The sequence below is a fragment of the Robertmurraya sp. GLU-23 genome (assembly GCF_052983275.1).
Window position 1 is genome coordinate 174,855 of record NZ_JBRKCV010000006.1, and the last position, 16,641, is coordinate 191,495.

At 37.1% G+C, this 16,641-nt stretch carries 18 protein-coding genes; 15 read left to right on the forward strand and 3 right to left on the reverse strand.

The features are described 5' to 3' along the window. Positions 1–7 precede the first annotated feature (7 nt). The 4 genes from ACVBAX_RS12370 to ACVBAX_RS12385 all read left to right on the forward strand — a co-directional run bounded on the left by ACVBAX_RS12370 (position 8) and on the right by ACVBAX_RS12385 (position 3,932). Complete coding sequence (locus tag ACVBAX_RS12370; protein ID WP_447117294.1) at positions 8–1,018, forward strand: glycosyltransferase; 1,011 nt, start codon at positions 8–10, stop codon at positions 1,016–1,018. 127 nt (positions 1,019–1,145) lie between these two features. Beyond that, positions 1,146–2,078 carry an exonuclease domain-containing protein gene (locus tag ACVBAX_RS12375; RefSeq protein WP_447117295.1) on the forward strand — a complete coding sequence of 311 codons (933 nt, stop codon included), beginning with the start codon at positions 1,146–1,148 and terminating at the stop codon, positions 2,076–2,078. Positions 2,079–2,328: 250 nt separating this feature from the next. Then, positions 2,329–3,279: a TRM11 family SAM-dependent methyltransferase gene (locus ACVBAX_RS12380; protein WP_447117296.1), complete on the forward strand. Its 951-nt coding sequence runs from the start codon at positions 2,329–2,331 to the stop codon at positions 3,277–3,279. 170 nt (positions 3,280–3,449) lie between these two features. Further along, positions 3,450–3,932: a hypothetical protein gene (locus ACVBAX_RS12385; RefSeq protein ID WP_447117297.1), complete on the forward strand. Its 483-nt coding sequence runs from the start codon at positions 3,450–3,452 to the stop codon at positions 3,930–3,932. 47 nt (positions 3,933–3,979) lie between these two features. Here the strand turns inward: ACVBAX_RS12385 and ACVBAX_RS12390 are convergent, their stop codons facing one another. Further along, entirely contained in the window at positions 3,980–4,399 is a 420-nt protein-coding gene (locus ACVBAX_RS12390) for a hypothetical protein (protein ID WP_447117298.1), read from the reverse strand. A 193-nt stretch (positions 4,400–4,592) separates the two neighbouring features. Between ACVBAX_RS12390 and ACVBAX_RS12395 the strand changes: the two genes are divergently transcribed. After that, the gene (locus ACVBAX_RS12395; protein ID WP_447117299.1) at positions 4,593–5,351 is read left to right on the forward strand and encodes an AAA family ATPase; all 759 of its coding nucleotides are present in this window, start codon (positions 4,593–4,595) and stop codon (positions 5,349–5,351) included. Between the two features lie 64 nt (positions 5,352–5,415). Then, the gene (locus ACVBAX_RS12400) at positions 5,416–5,631 is read left to right on the forward strand and encodes a hypothetical protein (RefSeq protein WP_447117300.1); all 216 of its coding nucleotides are present in this window, start codon (positions 5,416–5,418) and stop codon (positions 5,629–5,631) included. A 155-nt stretch (positions 5,632–5,786) separates the two neighbouring features. On the opposite strand, the gene ACVBAX_RS12405 is transcribed toward ACVBAX_RS12400, so the two are convergent. Beyond that, the gene (locus ACVBAX_RS12405) at positions 5,787–5,969 is read right to left on the reverse strand and encodes a YolD-like family protein (protein WP_430775885.1); all 183 of its coding nucleotides are present in this window, start codon (positions 5,967–5,969) and stop codon (positions 5,787–5,789) included. 142 nt (positions 5,970–6,111) lie between these two features. On the opposite strand from ACVBAX_RS12405, the gene ACVBAX_RS12410 reads away from it, so the two are divergent. From ACVBAX_RS12410 to ACVBAX_RS12425, 4 genes are all read left to right on the forward strand, one after another. Next, positions 6,112–6,663: an N-acetyltransferase family protein gene (locus tag ACVBAX_RS12410; protein ID WP_447117301.1), complete on the forward strand. Its 552-nt coding sequence runs from the start codon at positions 6,112–6,114 to the stop codon at positions 6,661–6,663. A 29-nt stretch (positions 6,664–6,692) separates the two neighbouring features. Further along, positions 6,693–7,313: a LysE family translocator gene (locus tag ACVBAX_RS12415; RefSeq protein WP_447117302.1), complete on the forward strand. Its 621-nt coding sequence runs from the start codon at positions 6,693–6,695 to the stop codon at positions 7,311–7,313. A gap of 64 nt (positions 7,314–7,377) precedes the next feature. Beyond that, entirely contained in the window at positions 7,378–7,740 is a 363-nt protein-coding gene (locus tag ACVBAX_RS12420; protein ID WP_430775888.1) for a group I truncated hemoglobin, read from the forward strand. A gap of 142 nt (positions 7,741–7,882) precedes the next feature. After that, on the forward strand, positions 7,883–8,338 hold the full coding sequence (locus tag ACVBAX_RS12425; protein ID WP_447117303.1) for a GNAT family N-acetyltransferase: 456 nt from the start codon (positions 7,883–7,885) through the stop codon (positions 8,336–8,338). Between the two features lie 79 nt (positions 8,339–8,417). On the opposite strand, the gene ACVBAX_RS12430 is transcribed toward ACVBAX_RS12425, so the two are convergent. Beyond that, positions 8,418–8,996: a CBO0543 family protein gene (locus ACVBAX_RS12430; RefSeq protein WP_447117304.1), complete on the reverse strand. Its 579-nt coding sequence runs from the start codon at positions 8,994–8,996 to the stop codon at positions 8,418–8,420. Between the two features lie 196 nt (positions 8,997–9,192). Here ACVBAX_RS12430 and ACVBAX_RS12435 point away from each other — a divergent pair, with 196 nt between their 5' ends. The 5 genes from ACVBAX_RS12435 (at position 9,193) to ACVBAX_RS12455 (ending at position 16,638) form a co-directional block, all read left to right on the forward strand. Further along, complete coding sequence (locus tag ACVBAX_RS12435) at positions 9,193–11,844, forward strand: putative bifunctional diguanylate cyclase/phosphodiesterase (protein ID WP_447117305.1); 2,652 nt, start codon at positions 9,193–9,195, stop codon at positions 11,842–11,844. A 226-nt stretch (positions 11,845–12,070) separates the two neighbouring features. Next, on the forward strand, positions 12,071–13,090 hold the full coding sequence (locus tag ACVBAX_RS12440) for a BMP family protein (protein ID WP_447117306.1): 1,020 nt from the start codon (positions 12,071–12,073) through the stop codon (positions 13,088–13,090). A 62-nt stretch (positions 13,091–13,152) separates the two neighbouring features. Further along, complete coding sequence (locus ACVBAX_RS12445) at positions 13,153–14,661, forward strand: ABC transporter ATP-binding protein (protein ID WP_447117308.1); 1,509 nt, start codon at positions 13,153–13,155, stop codon at positions 14,659–14,661. Beyond that, positions 14,658–15,734 carry an ABC transporter permease gene (locus ACVBAX_RS12450; protein ID WP_447117309.1) on the forward strand — a complete coding sequence of 359 codons (1,077 nt, stop codon included), beginning with the start codon at positions 14,658–14,660 and terminating at the stop codon, positions 15,732–15,734. Before ACVBAX_RS12445 ends, ACVBAX_RS12450 begins: the two co-directional genes overlap by 4 nt. Then, the gene (locus tag ACVBAX_RS12455; protein ID WP_447117310.1) at positions 15,721–16,638 is read left to right on the forward strand and encodes an ABC transporter permease; all 918 of its coding nucleotides are present in this window, start codon (positions 15,721–15,723) and stop codon (positions 16,636–16,638) included. The genes ACVBAX_RS12450 and ACVBAX_RS12455 overlap by 14 nt, the downstream gene beginning before the upstream one ends. Positions 16,639–16,641 lie beyond the last annotated feature (3 nt).

The following is a 16,641-nucleotide window of genomic DNA, read 5'->3' on the forward strand; positions in this document are numbered from 1 at the left end:
GAATTCTATGATTATAGTTATTCCTGCTTATGAACCAAATGAGAAAATGCTTCAGTTGATAGAAGAAGTTCAACAAAGCAGTAGCTATCGGGTACTTATTGTGAATGACGGGAGTTCGGTGGAGTGTGAAGGTATTTTTGAACAGGCAGCACAAAGAGGGTGCATGGTTTTAACCCATGAGACAAACCAAGGGAAGGGAGCCGCACTGAAAACAGCCTTTACCCATATTTACACGCACTATCCAAATGAAGATGGGGTAGTGTGTGCCGATTGCGATGGCCAGCATCGTTGGGAAGATATTCAGCGTGTTGCGCAAGAGTTAGCTGATCAGCCTCAAACCATTGTATTAGGGTCTAGGGAATTTGTAGGCGAAGTTCCACTAAAGAGTTTAATAGGAAATAAAGTAACAAGAACCATCTTCTCATTTGTAGCTGGATATAAAATAAACGATACCCAGACGGGTCTAAGAGGATTCTCTGTTGACATGCTTCCATGGCTAATTGGTATTAAGGGGAAAAGGTATGAATATGAGATGAACCAATTGCTAGAGGCGAAATCTGCTGGTTATCGCATTTCTAGTTTGCCCATTCAAACCGTCTATGAAAATAACAATAAAGGAAGTCATTTTCGCCCTATTCTTGATTCCATCCGAATCTACCTTCCTATATTCAAATTTAGTCTATCTTCGGTTTCTTGTGGAGTAATTGATTTTATCTGTTTCTTCTTGTTACATTATCTCTCGAATAATTTGTTAGTCTCTGTAATTGGTGCGAGAGTAATCAGTTCCTTTATCAATTATGTAATCAACAAAAACATCGTTTTTAATAGAAAAAAACAATCGCATTTAAAGCCGATACTTAAGTACTATAGCTTGGCTGGATTCATATTAATCAGTAACTATTTGATGATTTCTTTATTTAACGACACTGGTAATTTCTCACTTTTTACAAGTAAAAGCTTTACCGAAGGAATTCTGTTTATGGTTAGCTATTATGTACAGAAGAAGTTTATCTTTTAAAAGTCCTTTCATGAGGGCTTTTTTCTATTCAATTTTTTAGAAGGAAATCATTTAGGGTAGAGGAAATGCTACTGACACTGTAAAATTGTTGGTAGTGAAAATGGATACTAAGGAGGTTATTTTTAAGATGGATTTTATTGCGATAGATTTTGAAATTGCGAACAATAGGATGAGTAGCGCTTGTTCATTAGGAATGGTCTTTGTTAAGGATAATCAAATTGTCGATGAGAAATATTTCTTAATCCAACCTCCAACCTTAACATTTCTCGAGGAAACAACAAAAATCCATGGTTTGACCTTAGAGGATGTAAAGAATGAAAGAAAGTTCCATGAGATTTGGGAGGAGATTAAACATCATTTCGAAGGAGCGACTATTATTGCTCATAATGCTCAATTTGATATGAGTGTTCTCCACTGCTGTTTGATGGAATATGCTCTTGAAATCCCTGAGTTTGAATTTATTTGCAGCATTCCTCTGAGTGCGAAGGCTTGCAGGGAAAAGGTAGGGAATTCATTAGTAGAAAGGTTAAGTCATTTCGATATCATCTTAGAAAATCATCACAATGCCTTGTACGATGCAAGAGCATGCGCGGAATTAGTTACCACTTGTGTAACAGTAAGAAATAAAAAATCACTTCAATCGTATTGTAAAACTTATCGTAGTATTCCAATTAAGAAGTTCTCCGAGCTAAAACCACAAACGTACTTTAAACAGAAAAAGCAGAAAAAGTCTTTTAAAAAAGTGGTGATCTCAGAGATTTCTGCCAATGTTCAAACCTTTAATGAAGAGCATCCTTTTTTCGGAAAGAATATTGTTTTTACTGGAGAATTAAAGCTTGATCGTAAGGATGCGATGCAAAAAGTAGTGAATGCAGGTGGAACGATTAAGAGTGGAGTAAGCGGAAAAACCCATTATTTAATCGTCGGTAAGCAGGACCAAACGATCGTGGGTTCAAGTGGAATTAGCACCAAAGAAGAAAAGGCATATGCTTTAATTGAAAAAGGCACGGCGATAAAAGTAATTGGTGAGGAAGAGTTTGTGGAATTATTGGGGAGTTAAGGGAACCGCAAGTAAATCGGTTGGTTCGCAAATAAATTTGTAGAATCGCAATTTAATTTTTAATTTAGAAGAAGTACCTCTTAGTTTTAACCGAAGAATGGCAATTAATAGCTCATTTTGAACACAACCAGGGTCAAAACTAGGCTACTTTCTATAGAAAATCCAGGACTTTCCCACTCTAAAATAAACATCTTCTGAATAAAGGTGTATACTAGATGAGTTATTTAGTTTTTTAGAGGGGAATGAGCTCATGAATAATACAAACGAGATAAAGCAGAAATACCTTTACAATTATTCATGTCAAGAAGATGAAGTGGAGCTCTGTGCCTTAGAGATGCGTTCTTTTTTTGGACAGGACTCTGACGATTATATAATAGAAAGTAATATTAAAATAGATCCAAGCAGAAGCCCGTTTATTCGGGATCGAATAGATATCATATTTGAAGGCAGTGAATTGGAAGAGATTATTACAAAGGTGAAAAGTTTAACTCCATTAACGGAAACCTATCGGGTCATTTTTTTGAAGACTTTTTCATTAGGAAAAGTAGGCTTTGAAGAGCGTAGAAGAGTGGAAAGGGAAGTAGCTCTTCATGTGCCAGGAGAGCCGGATCTAAAGCATCCTGACATCTCGTTCGGAATTGTAGAAGTTAATGGAAAATGGGTATTTGGTTATTATCATAAGGGTGAAGCTGTCTGGTTACAGCACCAAACAAAACCGCATGGCTATTCTACTGCTTTAAGTACTCGTGTCGCTAGAGCTGTCGCTAATATTGCCGTACCGCACCCAGCAGGGAAAAAAGCGATCGACCCATGCTGCGGCATAGGTACTGTACTCGTCGAGGCTTTATCGATGGGGATCGATATTGTTGGGAGCGATGTGAATCCCCTGATTCTTCCTGGAACACGTGAAAATATTGCCCACTTTGGGTACCACTGTGAAGTTCTATTTAAGGATATTCGAAAGGTAACGGGAAGCTATGATGTGGCAATTATTGATATGCCCTATAATCTTTGCTCCGTTATCTCTCCACAAGAACAGCTTGAATTGCTTCAAAGTGCCTATTCGTTTGCTGAAAGAATCGTGATTGTCACCATTGAACCAATTGATTCAATTATAGAAAAAGCAGGGTTTCATATTGTGGACCGATGTATCGTGCGAAAAGGAACATTTACAAGACAGGTAATTGTCGGGGAAAAATAAAAGAGGGAAAAGGTTGTCACTATAAATAAGGTGACAGCCTTTTTATTTGGAAAACATTCGATTACTTCAGATTATAGATGGGCAGAATGTTAAGCAACCGTCACTGTGTTTAGACAATTAAAATGTCGGAGAACATAATAATAGTAAATGTAACGAGAAGGGGAATTTAGATGGATTCAATTCTTAAATCGATGGATATTGGTGCAAAAGGTCTTTGGTGGCCAATCACACTTGCCATTATCTTATTATTATTTGTGTTTATTATGCCGAAGAAGGAAATTAGCTGGCGTGGTATTTATGTCACTATAGGAGTAATCGGTTTGGCTACATGGGTAGCTGATAATATTTTTGCTGGTTTTTTGGATCTAGTTGATTTTGGTCATCCCAGATATTCTGGAATTGGTGAGTTACTAACTTACAGCTTTGTTCCTTCATCCCTCGCTGTGATTTTTTTGAATTATTTGAATAAAGAAAATAAATGGAAATTGGTGATTATATTTACCATCCTATCTTTTATAATTGAATGGTCAGTGGCCAAGGTTGGATATATGAAGCTCACCCATTGGAATCATCTCTATAGCATTCCAATCTTTTTTTTAGTCTACAGTTATTTCTTACCGCTACACGCAAGAATAATAAGAAAATGTGAATAATTATAGAGGCAGTATAGAGAAATGAACTGCCTTTTTTCATGCAGATATTACGTGTTCTGTTTCTCCCTTTCTTTAACAATATCTTGAATAATCTCAATATGGACGGCTGCCCATGCATTTTCTCGAAAATGAACAATGACACTTATCGTAAGGGTTACCATATAGAAAATACCAAAAAGAAGAAAAAGAAAACTTCCTTCCTTGAAAAGAAATTCCTGTAATTGTTTTGAAAAAAGAAAAAAGAACCAAGGTATGCTAGTAACGAAAATAGGAATGATTCCAGAACCCTGTTTTTCTTTGGTCATACGGTAGTAGATTAACTGTAAAGTTGCTGTTTCAATGGTTTGATAGAACGCCCGAATTTCTTCAATCTCTAACAGTTCTCTCACTTGCCCTAATGGCTTATCATGTTTATAAACTTTGATTAGTTTCATGTACAGTTTATGAGCATCGCCCCGAAAAGACACCTATATCACCCGTCATAAAAATATTTGAAACAATTCTTCACTTAATAACATAAAATTCCCAGAAAGAGAGTCTTTATTCAAATAACTCCTTATTGCCTCTTCATATTGATAATAATGTCTATTTTTACAAATATATAATAGTTTTGATGGTAAAATAAGGATAGTAGATAATCTTAGAAAAGGGGAAGGTTGGATGTTGTTAAACCGTGATACCCAATACATTCGAGAGGCGTATTTAAAAAAAGAACAGATTTTTTCATATGATGAATTTCCTCTAAATTTACCTATCATCCGGAATTTTCAGGATGTAATCTTTCATCCGAATGTTACTTATATCATTGGTGAAAATGGAATGGGAAAATCAACTTTGCTTGAGGCCATTGCCATTGCCTTAGGATTTAATCCAGAGGGCGGGACTTTAAACTTTAATTTTTCAAGTTATGATTCACACTCAAATCTGGACAAATACTTGCGAGTTGTGAAGGGGGTTCATAAGGCAAAGGATCATTTTTTCTTCCGAGCAGAAACCTTCTATAATGTGGCCACCAACATAGAGGAATTAGACAAAGAACCTTCTTCAGCTCCAAGAATTATTGATTCCTTTGGCGGTAAATCCCTTCACGAACAATCACATGGCGAATCATTTTTCGCCGCATTCACTGAACGTTTCCGAGGGAACGGTTTATATATCCTTGACGAGCCGGAAGCAGCTTTATCACCTCTAAGGCAACTCTCCATGTTATCGAGAATCAATGAGCTAATTAAAGAAGGATCTCAATTTATTATATCAACACATTCGCCTATATTAATGGCTTATCCCGATTCAAAAATCATTCAATTGACCAAAGAGGGGATGGATGAAGTGAAATTGGAAGAAACCTATCATTATTCGATTATGAAACAGTTTTTTGAAGATAGGCAGCGGTTGCTTCACCATCTTTTTAATGAGTGAAACTTATTTGATACATAAACGTATATTTTACTAAGCCATTAATAAAAAGTAAGGGGGTATATAAATGTTGATAGTATATAGCTTCATATTCTTTTTATTATTTATCGTTTTCATTCTTATTCTTGGGTTAAGAGGTACCAATAGACCAACACGCCGGTCGAATTCCTACAGTAACAGTTTCTTTACCAGTCATTCTGGATCGAGTTCTAATGATTATTACTCAAGCGATTGCAATAGCGGCAGTGACAGTGGTGGTGGATCCTGCGGTGGAGGAGATTAAATTAAACTGATGCGTTTAACCTTAGGTTACGCATTTTTTATAACATTTGGATAAAGTGATTGGTCATTTAACAGAAAAAGACAGTAGGAGGAGAGGAAGGATTAACCTTCCACTACTTTTAATTTCTTATAAAGGAGATCGTTTCGTAGTGGAAATTAATAAATATGCCTGATACCTGATAATTGAATAGTAAATGGTTTGTGAGTTTCATCTTTAAGCAACAGGGACTGTTTGATTAGATCGAGCTTGTAAACACGTCCTTTAATAGTTTTTAAGGAACCATTAGAATAATAATCAATTGAAATTAACTTATTTACTGATAGATTTTTTAAAAACATAGTAACTCCTCCTTTGAAATTTCCTTACATGAGTCATTATATAAGATCCTTTTTAACACGAAGTTAATAACATATTAAGAATATATTAAATAGAAACCAATTAATGGAAGTGGATTGTAAAAATACAGGAGTGAAAGAAATCGTGATCATAAACAACGAAGAATACCAGGTAAATGGACTAAGTTATACGATTAGGTCAGCGGTTGAAAGAGATGCTGAGACTTTATCTGAACTAAGGTTGCAGATTGATGGAGAAACAGAATTTATGGATCGTGAAAAAGGAGAAGGATTCATAGATATTGCTGGTTTTGAGCAGTTAATAAAAAGTGATTCAGAGAATAGTAGAAACATATTTCTAGTGGCTGTGGTAGATGGTCGTATTGTCGGATATTCCAGATGTGAAGGTTCTAATTTAAAGAGATTATCACACAAGGTAGAGTTTGGTATTTGTGTATTGAAAGACTTTTGGGGTTATGGAATTGGAAGGAACTTATTAAAAGAATCTATAACTTGGGCTGATTTCAATGGAGTGAAGAAAATGAATTTACATGTATTAGAAATAAATAAGAAAGCCATTCAACTATATGAAAAGTTTGGATTTACAGTAGAAGGAGTATTAAAGAATGACAAGCTTCTATCAGATGGGAAATATTATAACACCCTTGTGATGGGGAGATGGAATAGTACAAATTAGCGCTGAGAAAAAGAATAGGAGTATTTAAGATGCTAACATTTATTTTTGTAGTTTTGTTGTTATTTTTAATTCCAGGTCCAGCAGTCTTTTTGACGATAACTCAAACGATAAAAGGTGGAAAGAAGAGCGGAATTGTGACGGGACTAGGAATTGCAGTCGGGGATTTTCTTCATACATTAGCTGCAGTACTAGGTCTTTCCGCAATTTTGATGACCTCTTCATTTGCCTTTGAAATAGTAAAGTATTTGGGTTCTGCTTACTTAGTGTATTTAGGAATTCGTGCCATTATTGAAAAAGCTCAAAAAGTGGAACCAATTGATAAAAGAGAAAGTAATTCAAATCCTAATATTTCTTTTCGTCAGGCGATGTTAATCGAGTTGCTGAATCCAAAAACATCTCTATTTTTCTTGGCATTCCTGCCTCAATTTGTAAAGAGTGGGGATACTCCTGTTGCAATTCAGTTGTTAGTCCTTGGCTTAACGTTTGTGTTAATGAGTATCACTTATACAACTAGTTTAGTGTTAGTAACCAGTACAATCGGTAATAAGCTTTTTGCAAAGACGAAGAAAAGTGCAAAATGGATGGGGAAAGTGGTTGGGTTAGTGTATATCGGCTTAGGGATTAAACTGGCGCTACAAACTCAGAAATAATGAGGATGAATAGTTTGTAAAAACTGTGGAAAATACCTCTGTTGGAATATAAAGGAGGATAACCATGGAACAAACACTTTATGAAAAAGTTGGCGGAGAAGAGGCAATTGCAAAAGTTGTAGATTATTTTTATTCTGAATTAGTTCTTAAAGATGATTCCGTTAATCACTTTTTTCAGGACATTGATATGGAAAAACAGCGTCGCCATCAAACTAAATTTATTAGCTTTGCTTTAGGTGGTCCAAATCAATATTCAGGACAATCAATGGCCAAAGCCCATGAAGGGATGAATTTGCAACCAGCTCATTTTGATGCGATTGCGAAGCATCTCCACGATGCGCTTGCTCATTTTGGCGTTAGCGAAGCAGACATCGATACGGCTTTAACAAAAGTAGCATCGCTTAGAGATGACATTATTTATAAATGATTAGCTGCCAATTGGTAGCTTTTTTGTTTCTAATCTATAAAAAAATATATGAAAAAACTGGATTTGTATCTTAAACTAGGATCCGGATTATGTTTTAATGTTGGTAATGGAGAAATATAACAAGTGTTAAGGAGTGAGTGTGATGGATATTAGACTGGATGATTTAAAAGGTTCAGAGATAGCAGAGTTAATAGGTGATCATCTGCACAGCATGACATTACATTCTCCACCAGAAAGTATACATGCGCTTGATGTAGAAAAATTGAGACAACCTGATATTACGTTTTGGAGTGCTTGGGAAGGGACAGAGTTGCTTGGCTGTGCAGCGCTGAAAGAGCTTGATCCTCAACATGGGGAAGTGAAGTCAATGAAAACCTCTCCCCAACATTTGAGAAAAGGGGTAGCAAAGCAGTTGCTTGAGCATCTAATGAAAGAAGCAAAGTACCGTGGTTATAAAAGAATCAGTTTAGAAACAGGGTCAATGGAGGCGTTTGAAGCCGCTAAAAGATTGTATGACAAGTATGGGTTTACGTATTGTGAACCATTTGCTGATTACAAAGAAGATCCAAATAGTGTTTTTATGACGAAGGAATTGTAAGATGAGTTAAGGAAATGATAATCGCTTAATCCAAGAAAAGATTTCAAACAAATCCCTCCTTACTAAAGGCGGGATTTGTTTATGGTTTGCTTTCAAGTTTTTTAAATCGTTTTAAAATGACCCAACAAATTAGACCTAGTAGCCAATAGATAGGAAAAGAATAAATATGTTTCCATGTTAATTCTTTGTAAATATGTAACCACTCCATAAAGGGTTCTGCCACAAAAGCAAGAAAGGCAGAAAGGATTCCCGTTGAGATGAGGAACGGTTTAAAGTGATTTCCCCACCTTTGATACAAATACATAAACGGGACGATTACGACCCCTACATCATAAGGATAGTATTGTGGGTACAAGTAAGGGGTAAGCCGAACTGGGTATACCCAAACAAGTGCGCTGCTGCCAATGGAATCTAGGATAATTGCCGTAATACCATAAAACAACCCAAAAGCAGTAATTTCCGTAATTCTTTTTGTATCAATCGTTTTCCACCAAACAATAGGTGATAAAATACTTAAAAAAACGAGCAGCCACCAGTCAAAGGTTAAGTAGTTATGGTCCCGCCAATATACGCGAAGGGTTTCATAAAACTCTTTCTCAGCCTCTATGACTTGATCCAATGAAACGGTATACAGTAGAAAATCAAAAATGAAAGACAATGAGTTCACCACACTTAGTCATATACCTACAGTCTATCCAAATTTATGATAAATCTCCTGCATTTTTAAGGTAAATATTTTATTGGTAAATATTTCTCGCGAAATGCTTGAAAAATCTAAATAGCTAGCCTACAACTGAACTTCTATTAAGAGTATAATAAAAGACAGGACTATACGCCTAGAGGAGTGGCAGATCATGAAGGCGAAACATCAGAAAACAATTGGCGTTTACATTTTCATATACATACTTTTGTACTATTTTGTCGTCATATTCGGAGATCCTAGTATTCGCTTAACAGTAGTAATGAGAAATATTATTTCTACGGTTGGACCATTCATTTCTAGTATATGGTTGTGGTCTAGATTCTTAAAAAGTGATGGAAAAAGAGAATATTTTTGGTTTTTTCTTTCTCTTGGAACGTTTAGCTACTTCATAGCAGAAATATTGTGGATGTATTATGAGAGCTTCTTGTTTGTGAATGTTCCATATCCAGGGTCGCCTGATATCTTTTATATGCTTCAAATTATGTTTTATTTAATTGCATTAGGTTATTACTTTTATCAGGTAAAAACCATTCATCGGTTAATGCGATGGATGTTTGAAGTACTTATTCTTATGATATCTGCTTCCACACTCAGCTATCATTTCATTATGAAAAGCTTAATTGTGAACTCAGAGATCACAGGAGCCTACCTATTTGTTTCACTTGGATACCCGATTGGGGACCTAATTTTATTATTTAGTGCACTGATACTATATTTTGATTCAAATGATTTTGGTAAAAGAAATGCGTTATTTTATATTTTGGTTGGACTAGTTTTTCAAGTATTTGCAGATTCTGGATACATATATTTAACGCTAAGAGAAAAATATGAGACAGGCACCTTGCTTGATCCATTATTTACTCTAGCACTATTACTAGTCGGATTTTCTAGTTTCTATATGAAACCAGTTAATAAACAGCAATCGGATGCAGTTCGCCCTTCAAAGGTTGGGTTATGGAAATTAATTATTTTGTATACTTCCTTAATGGTACTTTTATTATTTTTCTATAAAATCGAAGGAATTGAACTCACTCCGTTTACATTGAGTACAACGTTTATCATTTTTCTTATCATTGTTCGACTAGTATTTATCTTAGTGGAAAACAACCGATTACTATTGAAATATGACCAAAACAATAAAGAGTTACTACTTAGTACAGAACGATATATGTCTCTTTTTAAATATCATCCAGATGCAGTATTCTCCCTTCATTTGAATGGAACCTTTCAAAGTGCAAATGCCTCTTGTGCACACTTAGTTGGAATGGAAACGGTTCAGCTAATTGGAAAATCATTTTATCAGTTCATTAGTCCGAGTGACCTTGATCGGGTGGCCACCCATTTTTCAAATACAGAAGAAGAACCACAAGTGTTCGAAGTTACTTTAATCAGTCAGAATGAAAGGGCTTATTCTGTAGTCATTACCCTTGTGCCAATTGTGATTAACGGGAGGATTGAAGGAATTTATGGAATTGGGAAAGATATTACAGATGTAAAGGCAAGTATAGATAAGATTAATTATATGGCGTATCATGATTTGTTAACAGGGTTGCCTAACAGAGCTTTGTTTGAGAGCGTCTTAGATGCAGAAATCAAAGATGGTATGACAGATAATAGTATGTTAGCGGTTATGTATGTTGATTTAGATCGGTTTAAAAATATAAATGATACACTTGGTCATGATGCAGGTGATGAGTTACTTGTAGATATGGCTAAGCGTCTTTCGGATTGTGTTGGTGATCAAGCAATAATAGCCAGGCAAGGTGGCGATGAATTCACGCTACTATTTAATCATATTGTAGATCGGGATCATGTTGTTACATTGGCGGAGTCTGTTTGTCGTGTATTAAGTGAGCCATATTCGATAAGAAACTATGAATTCTTATCCACTCCTAGTATAGGGATTTCAATCTTCGAACCTGGGAATTCAGAAACGGCTATTTCTCTTATGAAAAAAGCAGACTTAGCTATGTATAAAGCTAAAAACAATGGAAGAAATCAATTCAGAATTTTTGAACCAAAAATGGAAGAAGACTCAAGAAGCACGTTTGTATTAGGAAGTGATCTTAGTAAGGCTGTTCATAATAATGAATTGGTTTTACACTACCAGCCACAATATGATACGGAAAAAAATCGAATGTACGGTGTAGAAGCACTTATTCGTTGGCAGCATCCTACATTTGGATTATTATATCCCGGTGATTTTATTTCAATTGCAGAAGATACTGATCTAATTATCCCTATTGGAGAATGGATATTGAGAGAAACTTGTGAACAAGGAAAGCTATGGGGAGAGCAATTAAGAATTTCAGTAAATATTTCTCCGAAGCAATTCCAGTCCGCGCAACTTATTGAAACCATTAAGCGTGTTTTAGAAGAAACAAAACTTAGGCCAGATCTTCTCAATATCGAGATCACTGAGGCAGTGGCAATGAGTAATATGAATGAAACGTTAAAAAAACTTAAAGCAATTAGAATGTTAGGTGTGAATCTATCCATTGATGATTTTGGGACAGGTTATTCTTCTCTCTCCTATCTTCCGAAGTTACCAATTACAGAATTAAAGATTCCCAGAGAGTTTCTAACCGAAATGGAACATCATGCAGCATATAAGGCCATAATTCAAAGCATTATTGCCTTAGGAAAACGGTTGAAGGTAGAAGTGATTGCAGAAGGGGTAGAAACGCAAAAACAAAAGGAAATGCTAGAGAAAATGAAGTGTCATATGATGCAAGGTTATCATTTTAGTAAACCAGTTCCTGTAGATGAGATTGAGAAGATGTTGAAAGTTAGGATGGAATAATAGGTAAATAAAAGAACACCTTTATGATTGTCAAAGACACATCTACAAAGGTGTTTTTTAATTGTTAAAAACTGTCTGAAAATTAAATATATGGATAAAACACGAACATTAATTTTAAAAAATAAATAAATGTTCGATATTTGGGTTGTTATTTTATTTGTAATTTGGTAGATTATTATCAGGTATTAAACATGCATATGATGAAAACACACATAGGGGGAACGTCATGAAAAAGTTATTTTCCGTATTGATTTTAGGATTGATTCTACTAGTTGCAGGCTGTGGTGGAACAGAAGAATCAGAGAATAATAGTAGTTCAACAAGCGAAGAAAAGAAAAAGATTGCCTTAGTACTTCCTGAAAAAATGGGTGTGAATCCTTTCTTCCAACAAATGGATGAAGGGGCGAAAGAAGCGGCTGAGGAATTTGGAGTGGAATTAAAGACGATTGAATCAACTGATCACTCAGCTATTGAAGAAAATCTTCGTGTAGCAGTTGCTGAAGGCTATGACCTTATTATTACGTCTTCTTTTGAATCAGAAGATGCTCTTAAAAAGGTAGCGGCAGAAAATCCAGATCGTCAATTTGCGATCATTGATACAGTGGTAGATTTACCTAATGTTCAAAGTGTTAATTTCCGTGAACATGAAGCGGCTTATCTTTTAGGAGCAGCTGCTGGACTTTCAACAAAGACGGACAAAGTTGGCATGGTAGTGGCAATGGATATTCCATTAATGAAAAAATGGACAGTCGCATTTGAACAAGGGCTTAAGGAAACAAACCCTGAAGCTGAGTTCCTAGTGAACTATGTGGGCAGCTTCTCAGATCCTGCTAAAGCTAAGGAATTAGCGTTGCTTCAAGCTTCAAAAGGAGCAGATTTCGTAGCTGGTGCTTCAGCAGTTGGTGATTTAGGAGTATTTGAAGCAGCAAAGGAACAAGGTTTCTTCACATCAGGTCAAGATATTGATCGTACTGAAGTAGATCCTGAGCATGTCGTACTTTCTCAGCTTAAAGGTACGGATGCAGCAGCTTATGAAACGGTAAAAGCTTTTGCTAATGGTAGCTTTGAACCTGGAGTGGTTGAGTATGGTCTTAAGGAAAAAGGTGTTGGCTTAACATATGTGACACACGAAAGCAATACACCACTACATTCTTTTGTTGGTCAAGAAGCTATTGATCAAGTAAAAGCACTTTATGATGAGATCATTGCAGGTAATAAAGTGATTGAAAATCCATTAAGTGAGTAAACTGAAAAAATCAAACCGACTGCAAATTGTAGTCGGTTTCCATTTTTACAGGGGGGAAAACAATGACTTATCGCTTAGAGATGAAGGAAATGACCAAAAAATATGGCGATTTCCTTGCGAATGATGCTATCTCCATTCAATTAAAAAAGGGAGAAGTTCTTGCGATTGTTGGTGAAAATGGTGCTGGTAAAACAACGCTTATGAGGATGCTTTATGGGTTAGAACAGCCAACGAGTGGAGAAATTAAGCTGAATGGCAAACAAGTCCAATTTTATGGGCCTCAAGATGCGATTGTACAAGGAATAGGAATGGTTCATCAGCATTTTATGTTATTTAGTGATTTTACAGTTACCGAGAACATTGTAATTGGGCATGAACCCATTAAGAATGGATTTTTTAATAGAAAAATGGCAGCTGAACAGGTTCAAAAGTTGAGTGATCAATATAAGATTCAAGTGAATCCTAATAAAAAAGCGGGAGATTGTTCAGTAGGAGAACAGCAACGGATTGAAATTTTGAAAGTGCTATATCAGGGTGCGGAAATTATCATTCTTGATGAGCCGACAGCTGTGTTAACTCCTTTTGAAGTGGAGGAGCTATTAAAAACGATTCGCTTCTTAGCCGATCAAGGAAAAAGTATCATTCTTATCACTCATAAGTTACCAGAAGTTATGAAAGTAGCCGATCATGTGACAGTGTTACGAAATGGACGTGTCACAGGGAATGTGAAAAAGGTGGACACATCTATTGATCAACTGGCTACGATGATGGTAGGTCGAGAGCTCCAACAGCTTTCGGAGCGTAATCAATTAAATGGAGAGCCCCTGCTAGAACTTGAAGCGATATCGATAAAAGGGAAAAGTTCAAAACCGATATTGGATCAGCTTTCATTAACGGTTCACCGCGGAGAAATCGTTGGGATTGCGGGAGTATCTGGTAATGGACAATCAGAGCTTATTCAAGCGATTTCGGGCTTAACATCGGTTGACCAGGGAAATATTCGTTTAGCTGGCACCCATCTAGTTGGTAAATCTGTAGCCTTTAGAAGAAGAGAGGGGCTCGCACATATACCAGAGGATCGTTTTTTATGGGGAGCTGCAAAGGAAGCGACGATTGAAGAAACCGGTGTGATGGGATATTACCATAAAAAAGCCTTTAACAAGTATTCTTTTCTTTTAAAAAGGTCGTTCCGAGAGGTTGTAAAGACTTGGATTGACCGATTCGAGATAAAGGTTAAATCGCTAGATGACAAGTCAGGGAACCTTTCTGGTGGAAACCTACAAAAACTAATTGTCGCACGAGAGCTTGGATTTGAAACCGATTTTCTCATTGCAGCTGAACCTACTCGTGGTGTTGATATTGGTGCCATGGAATATATCCATGAGGCAATACTTGAAAAGCGTAACCGTGGGGATGGAATTTTATTGGTCTCTTCGGAGCTTTCGGAAATTTTATTACTATCAGACCGGGTTGCGGTCATGTTTGAAGGGAAAATCGTTGATGTTCTTGATAGAAAAGATGCAACAGAAGAACGTCTGAGTGTACTTATGGCAGGAGGAAAAGAAGAATGAATCTTCAACGAAAAATACAACAACTGCTTAAGCCTTTATATCAACCAATGATAGCGGTCCTCATTGGACTGTTAACCGGAGCGCTTGCCATAGCACTTGTTGGACAATCTATTCTCGATACGTACAAAGTCATGTGGGATGGAGCATTTGGTAACTTCTACTTCCTAACAGCCACTCTTGCTCGAGCTACCCCTATCATATTGATAGGTTTGGGATTAGCTCTCGCCTTTCGTGCAGGTGTGTTTAATATGGGGGCAGAAGGTCAGATGGTATTAGGGGCCGTGTGCGCGGCGCTTGCAGCACTTTATGTACCAGGTGCTGGAATCGTTAAAGTGCTTGCTGCGTTTTTTGCTGGCTTTATAGCTGGTGGATTATGGTCATTGTTAGCCGGTTGGATGGAAGTGAAATATAAAGTACAGCTATTGATTTCTACCCTTCTTTTAAATTATGTTGCTGTCTTGTTCGCAGGTTATTTGGTAGCGGAACCTTTTCAAGATAAGTCAGGTTCTGCTGCCCTAGCGCAAACGCCTATGATTGATCAAGCAGTCTGGCTTCCAAAACTGTTTGCTGGAATGAGCGTGCATATGGGGTTTGTAATTGCCGTTATTGGTGCAGTCATTTTATATGTGGTTCTCCAATTTACTTCTTCTGGATATGAAGTGAGAATGCTCGGGAAGAACCCCTTCTTTGCTGAATACGGCGGTATTAATAAACAGAAGGTTCTCCTTTTTAGCATGTTTTTTAGCGGAGGGATTGCTGGGTTAGCAGGAACAGTTGAGGTTTTGGGATCTCAGTATCGATATGTAGAGGGAGCACTTACCGTCCCAGGCTATGCATGGACAGGTTTAATGGCAGCACTGTTAGCCAACTCCAATCCATTAGGTACAGCAGTAGCAGCGATTTTACTGGCAGCCTTACAAACGGGTGCGATGGGGATGGAACGTAACACAGAAGTACCTTTGGAAATTGCTAGTGTCATTCAAGGTGTTCTTATTTTATTCGTTACGGCAAAGTTCACCTTGAGCTGGTGGAAAGTTAAAAAGAAAGCGGGTGACGTGAATGGAGCTGTTTGATTATTCCCTATTTGCTTCTGCTATCCGTATGGTTAGCCCCATTCTTTTGGCTGCGTTAGGAGGAGCGTTATGCGCTCGAGTCGGTATCTTTAATGTGGGTCTGGAGGGCTTAATTCTAGCGGGTGCCTTCTCCGCAATCGTTGGTAACTATTATAGTGGAAGTGTGATTGTAGCCGTCTTAACCGGGGCCTTTGGTGGTGTATTAGTCTCATTATTATTTGGATTAGCGACTATCAAGTTTAAAGCTAATGCAATTGTAGCCGGTATTGCAATCAACTTTCTTGTTTTAGGATTAACTACTTTTGGCCTCCGAGCCATTTTTCAAGTAAAAGGAGCCTTTTATGATAAAGACATGAATGGACTTCCGAAGTGGGACCTTCCACTTATTGAAAATATTCCTGTAATTGGAAATCTTCTATCAGGTCACTCGCCACTCGTGTATACTGCCTTTATTGCAGCGATACTATTATATGTTTTCTTGTTTAAAACGGTCGTTGGGTTCCGTATCTTAGCAGTTGGAAAAAATGAAGCAGCGGCGAGAAGCTTAGGATTAAAAGTTACCGTGCTTCAGTATGGAGCCATTGTGGCCAGTGGAGTTTTGTGTGGTCTTGCAGGAGCCCAGCTTTCGCTTGGTCAAGTTACGATGTTTACTGAGGGAATGACGGCAGGAAGAGGATTTATTGCGTTAGTAGCGATGATGCTTGGTGGGTCACATCCCATTGGCATGATTGGTTCGAGTTTATTGTTTGGTCTCATGGATGCGTTGAGTATCAGGCTACAAGGGTTTTCTATGCCTACTCAATTCACGGCCATGCTGCCATACGTGATCACGATTATCGCGATGTTCTTTTTAAAGGATCGTGGCTTAGAATCTCAAGCATCAGGTCAGCAAAGCTCTAGATAGGAA

Excerpts from the sequence above, each read along its gene's own strand:
- ACVBAX_RS12370 (WP_447117294.1), top strand. The coding sequence starts at position 8 with ATGATTATAGTTATTCCTGCTTATGAACCAAATGAGAAAATGCTTCAG.
- ACVBAX_RS12445 (WP_447117308.1), top strand. The coding sequence starts at position 13,153 with ATGACTTATCGCTTAGAGATGAAGGAAATGACCAAAAAATATGGCGAT.
- ACVBAX_RS12385 (WP_447117297.1), top strand. The coding sequence starts at position 3,450 with ATGGATTCAATTCTTAAATCGATGGATATTGGTGCAAAAGGTCTTTGG.
- ACVBAX_RS12455 (WP_447117310.1), top strand. The coding sequence starts at position 15,721 with ATGGAGCTGTTTGATTATTCCCTATTTGCTTCTGCTATCCGTATGGTT.
- ACVBAX_RS12395 (WP_447117299.1), top strand. The coding sequence starts at position 4,593 with ATGTTGTTAAACCGTGATACCCAATACATTCGAGAGGCGTATTTAAAA.
- ACVBAX_RS12435 (WP_447117305.1), top strand. The coding sequence starts at position 9,193 with ATGAAGGCGAAACATCAGAAAACAATTGGCGTTTACATTTTCATATAC.
- ACVBAX_RS12415 (WP_447117302.1), top strand. The coding sequence starts at position 6,693 with ATGCTAACATTTATTTTTGTAGTTTTGTTGTTATTTTTAATTCCAGGT.
- ACVBAX_RS12425 (WP_447117303.1), top strand. The coding sequence starts at position 7,883 with ATGGATATTAGACTGGATGATTTAAAAGGTTCAGAGATAGCAGAGTTA.
- ACVBAX_RS12420 (WP_430775888.1), top strand. The coding sequence starts at position 7,378 with ATGGAACAAACACTTTATGAAAAAGTTGGCGGAGAAGAGGCAATTGCA.
- ACVBAX_RS12375 (WP_447117295.1), top strand. The coding sequence starts at position 1,146 with ATGGATTTTATTGCGATAGATTTTGAAATTGCGAACAATAGGATGAGT.
- ACVBAX_RS12450 (WP_447117309.1), top strand. The coding sequence starts at position 14,658 with ATGAATCTTCAACGAAAAATACAACAACTGCTTAAGCCTTTATATCAA.
- ACVBAX_RS12440 (WP_447117306.1), top strand. The coding sequence starts at position 12,071 with ATGAAAAAGTTATTTTCCGTATTGATTTTAGGATTGATTCTACTAGTT.
- ACVBAX_RS12400 (WP_447117300.1), top strand. The coding sequence starts at position 5,416 with ATGTTGATAGTATATAGCTTCATATTCTTTTTATTATTTATCGTTTTC.
- ACVBAX_RS12405 (WP_430775885.1), bottom strand. The coding sequence starts at position 5,969 with ATGTTTTTAAAAAATCTATCAGTAAATAAGTTAATTTCAATTGATTAT.
- ACVBAX_RS12380 (WP_447117296.1), top strand. The coding sequence starts at position 2,329 with ATGAATAATACAAACGAGATAAAGCAGAAATACCTTTACAATTATTCA.